This is a genomic window from Microvirga makkahensis, from assembly GCF_009830105.1.
GTDB classification, from domain to species: domain Bacteria; phylum Pseudomonadota; class Alphaproteobacteria; order Rhizobiales; family Beijerinckiaceae; genus Microvirga; species Microvirga makkahensis.
In genome coordinates, this window is sequence record NZ_WURB01000007.1 from 70944 (window position 1) to 83906 (window position 12963).

Consider the following 12963-nt stretch of genomic DNA (forward strand, 5'->3'; position numbering starts at 1 on the left):
GGCGGAGTGAGGCCGGAGATCGCCCAGCCTCCTATGTTGGACAGGTCTGCAGGGCGATGGCATCAGCCTTGAGGCTGATGCCGCGGCTCAGGCCCGCTCAGTTGGTTTTGCTGGCAATCGCCTTCTGGAATGTTGCGACGAGATCCGGGCCGACCTTGGCGGCCCAGGTGTCGAACGCCGACTTGGTCGCGGCGCGGAATGCCGCCAGTTCCTCGGCCGTCGGCTCATAAACCTCCATGCCCTTCTCACGCAGGAAGGCGACGCCTTTTGCGGTGCTCTCGCGGGTCAATTCTTTCTGGTAGGCCATGGCCTCCTCGGCCGCCTTGCGCACCAGTTCCTTCTTCTTGTCGTCCCAGGAGCTCCAGAGCTTCTTGCTCACTCCGAGGAAAACCGGATCGTAGGAATAGTGCCAGGTCGTGAGGTACTTCTGAACCTCATAGACACGCTGGGGGATGATGACCGCACCGATCGGATTCTCCTGGCCGTCGACCACCTTCTGCTGCAGAGCCGAGAAGGTTTCGGTCCACTGCATCTGCTGAGGGTTGGCGCCGAGCGCATTCATGACGTCGATGTACATGGGCCCTGCGACGCGCATCTTCAGACCCTTGAGGTCATCCGGCGTCTTGATGGGCCGCACGCTGTTCGTCACCTCGCGGAAGCCGTTCTCACCCCATGCGAGAACCACGATGTCATGCTTCTCCATGATCTCCTTCATGCGCTCGCCCGGTGCGCCGTTGGTCGTCGCATCGACGTCCTCGTAGGAGGAATAGAGGTAAGGCAAGGAGAAGACGGCCATCTCGGGAACGAGCGGCGTGACGTTGATGGCCGAGGTGACTACGAAGTCCAGCGAGCCACGGCTGACCATTTCGGCCTGCTTCATCTGATCGCCGCCGGTCAGCTGGGCGTTTGCGAACACCCTGACGTTCATGCCGCCGGAGCGTTCCTTCAGGAGCGCGGCGAAACGCTCGGCGCCCTTGTGCCACGTGGTGGCATCACCGGTATTGTGGGACAGGCGCAGATTTTGCGCCGAGGCAGCTCCCGCCATCGCGACACCTGCCAAGCTCAAAGCCAGCGCCAGAAATCCGGTTCTTGTGACCTTCATGTCGTTTCCTCTTCAGCAAAGGCGGAGGCTTCGTGCCGCGCGCCATCCTGGTCCATATTATGAAGTATTGTTTTGACTGACGTGGGAGAGGATACATGCTTTTTGCTGCCTTGCAATGTTGAGTTCCTCTCCTTAAGCTCATCCAAATGACTCAAGGGGTCCATGACATGGACCAATACTCTGCGAGTAATGCGATGGAAGATGGCCTGCCGTCGACCGGTGATCTCTCCGGCTCCCAGAGCGTGGATCGGGCCCTGCGCCTGCTCGCACTCGTCGGTCGGGGAGCCGAGCGAGGGATCGGCCTGAGCGTGATCGTAGAGGAAAGCCACCTCAACAAGCCGACGGCGCGACGCCTTCTCCTGGCGCTGATGCGGGCCGGTCTCGTCGAGCAGGACCAAGTCACGCGCCGCTACTATCTCGGCGAGGAGGCTTATGTTCTGGGTACGCTTTCGTCGCGACGGCACAGTCTGCTCGAACTGTCGATGGAAAGTCTCAGGCGCCTGTCCGAAGCCACTATGGACACGAGCTTCGTTTCCATGAGGCGCGACAACTACTCCGTGTGCCTGCACCGCGAGGAAGGCACATTTCCAGTCCGCACTCACGCATTGCAGGCAGGCTATCAGCATCCCCTCGGCATCGGAGCCGGTTCCCTTGCAATCCTCGCGGCAATGTCCGACGACGACATCGAGGGCGTCCTTGAAGCCGTCCGACCGGTTCTCCTGGAGAAATACCCCAGCTATTCCATCGAGCTGATCCTGGAGGACGTGCAGGAGACACGCCGACGCGGCTATTCGCTCAATCCCGGCCGGATCGTCGCCAGTTCCTGGGGTGTGGGAGCCGCGATCATGTTTCCTGACGGGCGCGTCGCCGGCGCCCTCAGCATCGCTGCTATCGACAGCCGCATGACCCCGAGCCGTCAGCCGGAACTCGGAGCTCTCCTCAAGGCGGAGATCGCGCAGATAGAGACAAAGCTCAGGAAGATGTTTGCGTCCCGGGCGTCGGGCGCGGCCGAACCGCCTCCGCGCATGAGGGCTTAATCGGATCGTACGGAGCACGACCATAACACCCGTCCTCGGGCGGACCTTGATCAGGGAGGAAGCAAGATGGCACGCGCCTGCATCGTTGGCTGGGCTCACACGCCCTTCGGCAGACTTGAGGACCCCGACGTCGAAAGCCTCATGGCCCGTGTCTCAGGCGCTGCTCTCGACCATGCCGGCGTGGAGACGAGCGACGTCGACGGAATTTATGTCGGGGTCCTGAACAACGGCTTTTCGAAACAGGGCTTCGAGGCCGCGCAGGTTGCGCTCGGACGTCCGGAGCTGGCCCATGTCCCCGCCACGCGCCTGGAGAACGCATGCGCGACCGGATCGGCGGCAATTTATGCCGCGCTTGATTTCGTCGAGAGCGGAAGAGGACGGATCGCGCTGGTGATCGGCGCCGAGAAGATGACGGCGAAATCCGTTCCCGAGACGGGCGACATTCTCCTGAGCGCCTCCTACCGGAAGGAGGAAGCGGACGTCGAAGGTGGTTTCGCCGGCATCTTCGGACGGATCGCCCAGCAGTACTTCCAGCGCTATGGCGACCGAAGCGAGGAGCTCGCCCACATTGCCGCCAAGAACCACCGGAGCGGCGTCGCAAATCCTTACGCGCAGATGCGCCGGGATTTTGGGTTCGAGTTCTGCCACGCGGTCTCGGATAAAAATCCCTATGTAGCCCCTCCCCTGCGACGTACCGACTGCTCATTGATCTCCGATGGCGCCGCCGCGCTCGTCGTGGCGGACGAGGAAACGGCCGCAACCTTGGAGCGTGCCATTGCCTTCCGCGCGCGCCAGCACGTAAACGATCATCTGCCCCTGTCGCGCCGCGACCCGACCGCCTTCGCGGGCGCGCGCATGGCCTGGGAAAAGGCACGCGCCGAGGCGGGCGTCGCTCTCGACGACCTCTCGTTCGTGGAGACACATGACTGCTTCACCATCGCCGAACTGATCGAATACGAGGCCATGGGGCTTGCCGCGCCCGGGGAAGGCTACCGTATCGTTCGCGAGGGCATCGCCGAAAAGGGCGGGCGGCTTCCAGTCAATCCTTCGGGGGGGCTCAAGTCCAAGGGGCATCCGGTCGGCGCGACCGGCGTCTCCATGCACGTCATGACCTGCCTGCAACTGATGAACGAAGCCGGAGACATGCAGATCGCCGATCCCGCGCTCGGCGGCATCTTCAACATGGGAGGCGCCGCCGTCGCCAATTACGTTTCGATCCTGGAGCGCCGGAAATGAGAATCGGTGGGGAGAACCCGAAGGGAGGCGTCCCTCCGATTTCCAAGCGGGTCATGAACCTGGCCCACTTCCTGCGCCAGGCGGCACGCCGCCACCGGGACGAGGTTGGCTTCGTTTGCGGCGATGCCGCCTGGACCTGGGCGGATCTCGACCGACGCGTGGATGCGATGGCGGCGGCGCTCGCGGCGCGGGGCGTGGCGAAGGGCGACCGGGTGCTGGTGCAGTCGAAGAACTGCAATCAGATGTTCGAATCGATGTTCGCATGCTTCCGAATTGGTGCGGTCTGGGTTCCGACTAATTTCCGGCAAACGCCGGATGAGGTCGCCTATCTCGGCCAAGCCAGCGGCGCCTCCGCCATGATCTGTCACGGGGACTTCCCCGAACATGCCGCAGCGGCGTGCCGGGCCTGCCCTGATATCCGCTTCGTTCTGTCGATCGGCCCCTCGGATTTCGGCGAGGATTATGACGGTCTTGTCGAAGCGTATTTGGGCCGGTCGGTGCCCGAAGCACCGGTCGAACAGGACGATCCCTGCTGGTTCTTCTTCACCTCGGGAACGACGGGACGCCCGAAGGCCGCCGTCCTGACGCACGGCCAGATGGCTTTCGTGATCACGAACCATCTCTGCGACCTGATGCCCGGCACCACGCACGCGGATGCCTCCGTCGTCGTCGCGCCGCTCTCGCACGGTGCGGGCGTCCACCAGCTCGTGCAGGTGGCACGTGCGGTGAAGACCGTGCTGCCGCAAAGTGACCGCTTCGACCCCGATGAGATCTGGGCGCTCGTCGCCCAATGGCGCGTGACGAACATGTTCACCGTTCCGACCATCGTGAAGATGCTCGTCGAGCATCCTTCGGTGGACGTGCACGACCATTCCTCCCTTCGATACGTGATCTATGCCGGAGCGCCCATGTACAGGGAGGACCAGAAGCGGGCCCTGGCGAAACTCGGAAAGGTCCTGGTGCAGTATTTCGGCCTCGGCGAGGTGACCGGAAACATTACGGTCCTCCCCCCCGCGCTCCACGAGCCCGAGGACGCTCCCGGTCTGAAGATCGGAACCTGCGGCTATGAGCGGACGGGCATTCAGGTGTCGATCCAGAGCGAGGACGGGCGGGAGCTCGCGCCCGGCGAGACCGGAGAGATCTGCGTCTGCGGTCCGGCCGTCTTCGCCGGCTACTACGACAACCCTGAGGCCAATGCGAAAGCCTTCCGCGACGGCTGGTTTCGCACCGGAGATCTCGGGCACATGGACGAAGAGGGATTCCTCTACATCACCGGCCGTGCTTCCGACATGTACATATCCGGCGGCTCGAACGTGTATCCGCGCGAGATCGAGGAGAAAGTCCTCACCCATCCGGCCGTCGCCGAGGTGGCCATCGTCGGAGTTCCGGACAAGACCTGGGGCGAGGTGGGTGTCGCCGTCTGCGTCCTCCGACCGGAAGCGCATTTGAGCGAGCGGGAGCTCCTGGCCTGGATGGACGGCAAGGTCGCCCGCTACAAACATCCGAAACGCGTGTTCTTCTGGGAAGCCCTCCCGAAATCCGCCTATGGCAAAATCACCAAGAAGGATATCCGCGCGGAGCTGGAGGCGCGGGGCTGCTTGCCGCTGGAACGGCGGCTCGAAGCGTCTGCCCAGCCGGCTTGAAAGGCCCCATGGGGGCTGCCGACGGGGGGCACGCACGGCCACGCGATAGGATGGAGGAAGGAATTTCATGGCGAAGCAGGAAACGGTCCTTGTCACCGGCGGCGCCTCAGGCATCGGACTTGCGGTCGCTGCCGCCTCTCTGCGGGAGGGCTGGCGTGTCATCGTCTGCGATCTCGAGCCCGCCAATCTGGAACGGTGCAGAACGGCACTCCCAGCCCATGGTGAAGGGGCCGTGCGGCTCGAGCAGGTCAACATCACCGACGAGCCGGCCGTCATCGGCTGCATCGAGCGGTGCGAGGCGGAGTTCGGTCCGATCACCGGGCTCGTCAACTCGGCGGGGATTGCAAGCGATATTCATTCGCTGGACACGAGCGCCGATCTCTTCCGCAGGATCCTCGAGGTCAATCTGATCGGCAGCTTCGTCGCTTCCCGCGAAGTCGCCCGGCGCATGGCCGAGCGGGGCGAAGGGGCCATCGTCAACATCGCATCCGTCTCGGGAATGCGCGGTAATATGGGGCGCGTCGCCTACGGAGCCTCCAAGGGCGGCGTCCTCACGATGACGAAAGTCATGGCTGTCGAACTCGCACCCCTGGGGATCCGGGTCAATGCGGTCGCGCCCGGACCGATCGAAACGCCTCTCGTGCGTGAGGTGCACACCGAGGAGGTGCGCTCGGAATGGATGAGGGTCGTGCCGCAAAGCCGCTACGGCACGCCGGACGAGGTCGCCGAGGCGGCAATCTTCCTCCTCGACGGCGGGCGGGCCAGCTATGTGACCGGACAGACCCTCTGCGTCGATGGAGGCTTCACGGCAGCGGGCCTGATGGGCGGATCGAAAGCCAGGGGAGCGATGGCCTGACGGGCGCGGCTCGCGCTCCCGGGCGCTCACCCCTCGCGCCTCGCTCCCCCGGGCGCGCTCGCCCTGATGACGAGTTCGAAGGTCACGAGGACCGGGTTGTCGTCCCGCGCGAGAATCCCCTCATGGATGTTTCCCTCGGTATCGACCACGGCGATATGGAGGTGGGTCCTCAGCTGCCCGGAAATCTGCTCCACCCTTCCCTCATGAATCATCACTTCCGTCGCAAGCGAGCCGACGCGGCGCCCGTCGGCGAACCGCACCTCGTTCAGGCTGCCGATCCCATGGACGTCCGCGGCTTCGATCCCGTGCGCGGCGCAGATCTGTTCGATGGCGCGGCCGATGTCTTCGTTCGGGCGGACGCGTGCAAGCAGAACGGAATGTTCCGGGACGGACGGATCCTCGTTACCCACCCGAACGGGCTCGAACAGCCTGAAATTCGTCTCGGGATCCTCCAGGGAGTCGAAGGTCACGCCTTTCAGCCCGATCCCAGTGACCTCGACCGGCTCTGCCACCCGCGTGTCGGATGCGAGCATGTGACCCATGCGCCTCCCCTCGGACGTGTCCCAGATGCCGTGGCAGTGAATGAACGGCAGACCGTCGCGCTGTCCGACGATGGCGCAGCCCCTGTGCATCCGTACGGAACCCTCGGGCGCGAATGTCGGGCTGTACCATGCCGCATGGGACGCATCGGACGACAGGCTCGGCATCACGTAGCGAAACGGTTCGAAGCGGCCGTGATCGAACGTGACGAACCCGCCTTGGCATCCCATGGCGGAAAATCCCTTGGCGAGAGCTACATCAACGGTATCGCCTGGCTCCAGTGAAAACCTCAGTGCGACAGGGAAACCTGCTATTGCGGTCAAGCGCTGTGTCGCAACAGGGCCAGGATGGGTGACTGTTCTCAATGTTGACCTTTCAAATACCCTCACTTGGCATGGTGCTTGCATCAGTGACGTGGTTCAAGACCGAAAATTTCTCAGAGTGAATGTTTGTTCTGAAAAGACCGGACGCATGCAATAGCCTTTCCGTAGCCGCAGCGTCCGGCTCACTCTCGCAGGCCTTCTCCCGTTGCCGCGCAGGCCACCTTGTTGCACGGGCGGGCGGTTTGGCGACCGAAGCGGTAAGGCCTAGATGAGCTGGGCCCTTCCTGATCTCGGCTTCCACCATTCCGTTCAAGTCCGATACCGCTCGCCGAAACCGCCGGCAGCGGCACCGGGTGACGAATGAGGCGGAGTACGACCCCGCCTTACGCCAGCGCGGAAGCCTTACAGTTTGGTTCACATAGAGAGCAGTCGCTGCCTGACCGGCGGAGCCCCGCACAACGCGCGCTGACCAAGCCCGTTGCTCCGCGCTCGCCATCGGAACGGCTCTGATGCTGCGGGCGGTGTTCCGATTGGTGCTGCACCAGACGGGAGGGCTGATCGGCTCGATCCTGAGCCGCCGCACCGAAACCCTGGCGGCGCCAAACCCATGCCAGAAGTCTGGAGCACCCACTCACCGGCGGAGAGACAGCGCGGGCCTGCATCGGTGCTGACCCGGCGAGTGGCTGGTGGAGAAGCATCGGCGACGGCTGTCCCGAACCAGCGGGCAACGTCGCCGAAATGTGGCAACTTTCAGAAATACTGCACCTTTACCTTTCATGCATGTACGATGCGCGTCGATAGCAAGCTCCGTCCTTGCGGCGTCGCGTGAATTATTGCCAATAGGGGGACATAAGCAGTTGACTACTTTCTAACAGCAAGCCTAACATTGCGTCATGGTAATCAAACTACCGTATATTCCGGTCGGCATGCATAGCTTATCATGCGCGGCAGGTCAGCCGTTGAACCTTGCCTTGATTGAGGCGCGGCAGGGATGAATGCGCTCTCGCGAACGCAGGTGGTCCTAAAGCCGGCGGTCGCGTCAAAGGGCGGAGTTGTCGCGGCGCAGAACAGGCTTGCAGCCGCAGTTGGAGCCGAGATTCTAGAGAATGGCGGAGATGCAGTAGATGCCGCGGTCGCGACATCCTTTGCACTTGGAGTTCTTGAGCCGTGGATGAGCGGCCCTGCAGGTGGCGGGGCAATGGTAATCTGGAGAGCAGAGGAGGCAAAGGCTTACTCCGTTTTTTACGGCATGCGCTCCCCAGCCGGCATCGATCCCGCCGACTACCCGCTCTCCGCGTCCGGCACGGCATCCGATCTGTTTCCCTGGAAGTCCGTCGTCGGCGACCGCAATGTGGAAGGGGCGACATCAATCGCCGTTCCCGGAACCATAAATGGCATAGGAACAGCCCATAAGCACTTTGGCCGAATGTCCTGGCGCGAGCTTCTGCAGCCGGCTGCCATTCACGCCCGTCGTGGCTTCCAGATTGACTGGTATGCTGCCCTGATAATCGCGTCGGCAACACGCTCTCTCGCCAAGGATCCTGATGCTGCCGCACTTTTCCTTGAGGATGGGCAGTGGCCGCCCGTCCCTCCCTGGACGGCGCTCGATGATCGCCGGGTTCAGAATGCGAGGATGGCGGATACGATCTGCTACTTGGCTGAAGAAGGCTTTCGGGAGTTCTACGAAGGTGAGATTGCAAAGCACCTCGCGGCGGATGTCCAGGCCAAGGGAGGCTCGTTGTCCTTTGATGATCTCCGCACCTACCACGCGGAGATGCGGCAGGCTGCCCTCGTTCCTTACCGCGACGGCGGCTTCTATGTCGCCCCGGACCTGACAGCGGGCCCAACCTTCGCCGACGTTTTTCATCATCTGACCCGGAGCATAGCTTCGCCGTGCGCCGAGCCCGAGAGCCAGGCATACTGTGCCTATGCGGATGCCATCGATTCCGCCTACCGGGCCCGTCTGGCGGAAGCCGGTGACCGAGAGGCACCGCATCGACCTGCCTGCACGACGCATTTCTCGGTAGTGGACCGTCATGGCAATATGGTCGCCAAGACGCAGACGCTCCTCTCCGTCTTCGGTTCGAGGGTCGTCTCCCCCTCGACGGGCCTCCTCCTCAACAACGGCATCATGTGGTTCGATCCCGAGCCAGGCCATCCGAATTCGCTCGCGCCGGCTAAACGGTGCCTGATGAACGTCTGCCCGGTGATCGGCGAGACGGGCGAAGCGCGCTTTGCCATTGGCGCTTCCGGTGGGCGCAAGATTCTGCCTGCGGTGGCGCAGCTTTCCTCCTTTCTTATCGATTACCGGATGAGTCTTGAGGAGGCCTTTCACCAGCCGCGGATCGATGTCAGCGGTGGTCCGGCGGTCATTGGGGATGAGATGCTCGCTCCGAAGATCATTGAGGCGCTGTCGGAAAGGCGACGAGTCGTGACAACCAAGCGGACGGTCTATCCGAATGCATTCGCCTGCCCGACCGGAGTGATGCGCAAGGGCGGGATCAACTATGGTGCAAGCGAGATAATGTCGCCCTGGGCCGATGCGGTGGCGGAGTCTTTTCCGAGAGGCGTGGCATGATAAATTGCATCCAGCCACACCTTCGGATTGGTATTCGCGCTTAGATCTCTTCTTCAATCAATGATGATGTCTCAACCAAAGAGGGAAAAGAGAATGAAGCATCTTCAATCCATTGGGAACCTGGTGCTGAAAGGAAGCCTGCGGAGACATCTGTTGGCGTCGGCGGCTGTGCTGACGGCGTTTACGGCAGTTCCCGCGGCCGCCCAGGAAATCCGCGCCGTCATGCATTCCGGCCTGCGGGTCCTCGATCCGATCATTACGACCGCGCATATTACGCGGAACCATGGCTACATGATCTATGACACGCTCCTCGGCGTCGACGAGAACATGAAGCCGCAGCCACAGATGGCTGACTGGAAAGCCTCCGACGATGGCCTGACTTACACCTTTACCCTGCGGGACGGCTTGAAATTTCATGACGGAAAACCTGTCACTGCGACGGATGTGGTCGCGTCGCTAAAAAGGTGGGGGCAGCGCGATACTGCCGGCCAGATGCTGATGAACTACGCCGAGAGCCTTTCGGCGACGGGCGACAAGACGATCGTGCTGAAGCTCAAGGAGCCATTCGCCTATGCGATCGAGCTGATCGCCAAACCGTCCGCCGTGCCGGCTTTCATCATGCCGGAGCGAATTGCCCAGACGCCGGGTACGGAAGCGATCAAGGAGCATATCGGCTCCGGCCCGTTCCGCTTCGTGGAGAGCGAGTACCAGCCCGGCGTGCAGGTCGTCTATGAGAAGTTCGAGGATTACGTGCCGCGCAAGGAGCCGGCGAGCTGGACGGCGGGCGGCAAGATCGTGAACGTCGATCGGGTCGTCTGGGTGAACACGCCCGACGCCCAGACCGCTATCAACGCTCTGACATCCGGAGAGATCGATTACATCGAGCAGCCGCCTATCGATCTGCTCCCGCTTCTGACGTCGAATGACGACGTGACGGTCGATGCTCTCAACCCGCTTGGCTATCAGACGATGGCAAGGTTGAACTTTCTGCACCCGCCCTTCGACAATCCGAAGATTCGGCGCGCTGCCCTCTATGCTCTCGAGCAGAAGCCCGTGCTGGAGGCCCTCATCGGCAACCCCGAATATTACTCCGTCTGTGGCACGATGTATGGCTGCGGCACTCCGCTCGCGACCGATGCCGGCGCCGAACCGATCCTGACGGAGAACAACACGGAGGATGCGAAAAGGCTTCTCAAGGAAGCCGGCTACGACGGCACTCCTGTCGTCCTCATGCAGCCGACGGACGTCTCCTCGGTCAGCCCACAGCCGGTGATCGGAGCACAGCTGCTCCGCGATGCCGGCTTCAAGGTCGACCTCCAGCCGATGGATTGGCAGACGCTGGTAACACGCCGCGCAAGCCAGTCGGCTCCCGCCCAAGGCGGTTGGAATATTTTCTTCACAAACTGGGTTATTCCCGAAATCTGGAACCCCATCGTCAATCCGATGCTGAACAGCGGAGGTCCGCAACAGGCATGGTTCGGTTGGCCGGACGATCCCAAGATCGAGCAGATGCGGATCGACTTCGCGAAGGCAAAAACCGACGAGGAGCGCAAGAAAATCGCCGCCGATATTCAAGAACGCGCCTACGAGATCGTCAGCTACATCCCGCTCGGTGAATATGTCCCGCCGTCGGCGTGGCGCAACGAACTCTCCGGCGTGCTGAAGTCGCCGATCCCGACCTTCTGGAACATCAAGAAGGAGGAGTAACTTGAGTAGCGGATGCCGCCGCGCATCCGCTACTCGACCGGCCTTCCGGTGCCGACAACGGACGGCATAGGACACTCCAATTTCGAGAAGCAGGAGCCTGCGATGTTTGGGTATTTCCTTCGCCGTGTGCTCGCAGCGGTTCCGGTCATGGCCGTTGTGGCCCTGTTCGTGTTCCTGCTCCTCCGACTGACTCCCGGCGATCCGGCGGCGATCATCGCCGGCGATATGGCGACGCCCCAGCAACTGGAGAAGATCCGCACCGCTTTGGGCCTGCACGAGCCGATCCACATCCAGTTCTTGACATGGGTGCAGCGGCTGATGAATGGGGACTTCGGCGTATCCCTCCTGTCGAACAAGCCGGTTACGACGCTGATCGCTCAGCGGCTCGAGCCTACTATCAGTCTTGCGATCCTGACGATAATCCTGACAATCCTGATTTCGGTTCCGATGGGCGTCCTCGCCGCATGGCGGCATGGAAGCTGGATCGACAACATCGTCATGAGCGCTTCCGTGCTGGGATTCTCGATCCCGGTCTTCGTCACCGGATATATTCTGATCCAGATCTTCGCCCTCAATCTCGGATTCGTCCCTGTTCAGGGTTTTACGAGCATATCGAAGGGAATCGGCCCCTTCCTCGAACGGGCTATTCTGCCGGCACTGACACTCTCCTCGATCTATATCGCACTGATCGCCCGCATGACGCGCGCCGCCATGCTCGACGTGCTCGGCGAGGATTATGTCCGCACGGCAAGGGCAAAGGGCCTGGACGAGAAGGCCGTCCTCTTCCGCCATGCGCTGCGGAATGCGGCCGTGCCCATCCTTACGGTGATCGGCACCGGCTTCGCCCTGATGATCTCGGGGGTGGTCGTCACCGAAAGTGTGTTCAACATACCGGGCCTGGGGCGACTGACGGTCGATGCCATTCTGGCCCGCGACTACCCTGTCATTCAGGGACTGATTCTGTTCACGAGCGGCATCTATGTCCTCATCAATCTCCTGATTGACCTTTCCTATGCATTTCTAGACCCGAGGATCCGATACTGATGGCGACCAGTGTTGAGAGACGAGTAGAGCCGGTCATACGCCGGCGGATTCTTCCAGTGGTCGAGGTGAGAGGGCTTGGCTTCGCATCCATTCTCGCCGGCATCTGCCTCCTGGTGATCGTGCTGACGGGGATCTTCGCCCCGCTGATCGCGCCCTATGACCCGATTCAGATGAACCCAGCCGTGCGCCTAAAGCCTGCGAGTGACACCTTCCTCCTCGGCACCGACGCGTACGGCCGAGATCTCTTCTCGCGCATCGTATATGGCGCGCGCATCTCTCTGACCGTCGGCATCGGCGCGGCTATCATCAGCGTTGCAATTGGCCTTCCGCTCGGGCTCCTTGCAGGTTTCTTCCGGATCCTCGACGCGATCCTGATGCGCATCATGGACGGCCTGATGGCGATTCCGAGCATCCTGCTTGCGATCGCTGTCGTTTCGCTTGCCGGCGCTGGTCTCTGGACAGTGTTGGTCGCCATTACGATCCCTGAGATCCCGCGGGTGGTGCGGCTTGTGCGATCTGTGGTTCTGACGGCGCGCGAAGAGCCCTATGTCGAGGCAGCCATCGCGGTCGGAAGCAGCCTCCCAAAAATCATGTGGCGCCATTTGATGCCGAATACGCTCGCCCCTCTGATTGTGCAGGCAACCTATATCTGCGCCTCCGCCATTCTGATTGAGGCGATTCTCTCCTTCCTGGGTGCCGGCATCGGAACGGAAACGCCGTCATGGGGCAACATCATGTCCGAAGGACGCGTCTACTTTCAGCTGAAGCCGTCCCTCATCTTCTGGCCCGGCCTCGTCCTCTCGATCTGCATTCTGTCCATAAACTTGCTCGGCGACGCGGCTCGCGACCTGCTCGATCCCCGTCTCAAGCAGCGTGGGGGTCTCAAATGAGCGCGAG

At 62.1% G+C, this 12963-nt stretch carries 10 protein-coding genes; 8 read left to right on the forward strand and 2 right to left on the reverse strand.

All coding sequences use genetic code 11. The annotated features are described in order from the left end of the window. Positions 1-97: 97 nt before the first annotated feature. Positions 98-1102 (reverse strand): DctP family TRAP transporter solute-binding subunit, encoded by a 1005-nt coding sequence (locus GR328_RS11700; RefSeq protein ID WP_160884713.1) that lies wholly within the window; start codon positions 1100-1102, stop codon positions 98-100. A 167-nt stretch (positions 1103-1269) separates the two neighbouring features. Here GR328_RS11700 and GR328_RS11705 point away from each other — a divergent pair, with 167 nt between their 5' ends. The 4 genes from GR328_RS11705 to GR328_RS11720 all read left to right on the forward strand — a co-directional run bounded on the left by GR328_RS11705 (position 1270) and on the right by GR328_RS11720 (position 5874). After that, positions 1270-2139: an IclR family transcriptional regulator gene (locus GR328_RS11705; protein WP_246215824.1), complete on the forward strand. Its 870-nt coding sequence runs from the start codon at positions 1270-1272 to the stop codon at positions 2137-2139. Between the two features lie 66 nt (positions 2140-2205). After that, complete coding sequence (locus GR328_RS11710) at positions 2206-3375, forward strand: acetyl-CoA acetyltransferase (RefSeq protein WP_160884714.1); 1170 nt, start codon at positions 2206-2208, stop codon at positions 3373-3375. Next, positions 3372-5018, forward strand: coding sequence for an acyl-CoA synthetase (locus GR328_RS11715; RefSeq protein WP_160884715.1), 1647 nt, complete (start codon positions 3372-3374; stop codon positions 5016-5018). The genes GR328_RS11710 and GR328_RS11715 overlap by 4 nt, the downstream gene beginning before the upstream one ends. A 67-nt stretch (positions 5019-5085) precedes the next feature. Next, the gene (locus tag GR328_RS11720) at positions 5086-5874 is read left to right on the forward strand and encodes an SDR family NAD(P)-dependent oxidoreductase (protein ID WP_160884716.1); all 789 of its coding nucleotides are present in this window, start codon (positions 5086-5088) and stop codon (positions 5872-5874) included. A gap of 26 nt (positions 5875-5900) precedes the next feature. On the opposite strand, the gene GR328_RS11725 is transcribed toward GR328_RS11720, so the two are convergent. Then, positions 5901-6644: a PCC domain-containing protein gene (locus tag GR328_RS11725; RefSeq protein WP_160884717.1), complete on the reverse strand. Its 744-nt coding sequence runs from the start codon at positions 6642-6644 to the stop codon at positions 5901-5903. 1084 nt (positions 6645-7728) lie between these two features. On the opposite strand from GR328_RS11725, the gene GR328_RS11730 reads away from it, so the two are divergent. The 4 genes from GR328_RS11730 (at position 7729) to GR328_RS11745 (ending at position 12956) form a co-directional block, all read left to right on the forward strand. Further along, positions 7729-9315: a gamma-glutamyltransferase gene (locus GR328_RS11730; RefSeq protein WP_160884718.1), complete on the forward strand. Its 1587-nt coding sequence runs from the start codon at positions 7729-7731 to the stop codon at positions 9313-9315. A 93-nt stretch (positions 9316-9408) separates the two neighbouring features. Next, the gene (locus GR328_RS11735) at positions 9409-11022 is read left to right on the forward strand and encodes an ABC transporter substrate-binding protein (RefSeq protein ID WP_160884719.1); all 1614 of its coding nucleotides are present in this window, start codon (positions 9409-9411) and stop codon (positions 11020-11022) included. 102 nt (positions 11023-11124) lie between these two features. Further along, positions 11125-12066 carry an ABC transporter permease gene (locus GR328_RS11740; protein ID WP_160884867.1) on the forward strand — a complete coding sequence of 314 codons (942 nt, stop codon included), beginning with the start codon at positions 11125-11127 and terminating at the stop codon, positions 12064-12066. Next, positions 12066-12956, forward strand: coding sequence for an ABC transporter permease (locus GR328_RS11745; protein WP_160884720.1), 891 nt, complete (start codon positions 12066-12068; stop codon positions 12954-12956). Before GR328_RS11740 ends, GR328_RS11745 begins: the two co-directional genes overlap by 1 nt. The last annotated feature ends 7 nt before the right edge of the window (positions 12957-12963 follow it).

Coding starts and splice junctions, on each gene's coding strand:
- GR328_RS11740 (WP_160884867.1), top strand. CDS start 11,125: ATGTTTGGGTATTTCCTTCGCCGTGTGCTCGCAGCGGTTCCGGTCATG.
- GR328_RS11720 (WP_160884716.1), top strand. CDS start 5,086: ATGGCGAAGCAGGAAACGGTCCTTGTCACCGGCGGCGCCTCAGGCATC.
- GR328_RS11710 (WP_160884714.1), top strand. CDS start 2,206: ATGGCACGCGCCTGCATCGTTGGCTGGGCTCACACGCCCTTCGGCAGA.
- GR328_RS11745 (WP_160884720.1), top strand. CDS start 12,066: ATGGCGACCAGTGTTGAGAGACGAGTAGAGCCGGTCATACGCCGGCGG.
- GR328_RS11705 (WP_246215824.1), top strand. CDS start 1,270: ATGGACCAATACTCTGCGAGTAATGCGATGGAAGATGGCCTGCCGTCG.
- GR328_RS11735 (WP_160884719.1), top strand. CDS start 9,409: ATGAAGCATCTTCAATCCATTGGGAACCTGGTGCTGAAAGGAAGCCTG.
- GR328_RS11715 (WP_160884715.1), top strand. CDS start 3,372: ATGAGAATCGGTGGGGAGAACCCGAAGGGAGGCGTCCCTCCGATTTCC.
- GR328_RS11730 (WP_160884718.1), top strand. CDS start 7,729: ATGAATGCGCTCTCGCGAACGCAGGTGGTCCTAAAGCCGGCGGTCGCG.
- GR328_RS11725 (WP_160884717.1), bottom strand. CDS start 6,644: ATGGGATGCCAAGGCGGGTTCGTCACGTTCGATCACGGCCGCTTCGAA.
- GR328_RS11700 (WP_160884713.1), bottom strand. CDS start 1,102: ATGAAGGTCACAAGAACCGGATTTCTGGCGCTGGCTTTGAGCTTGGCA.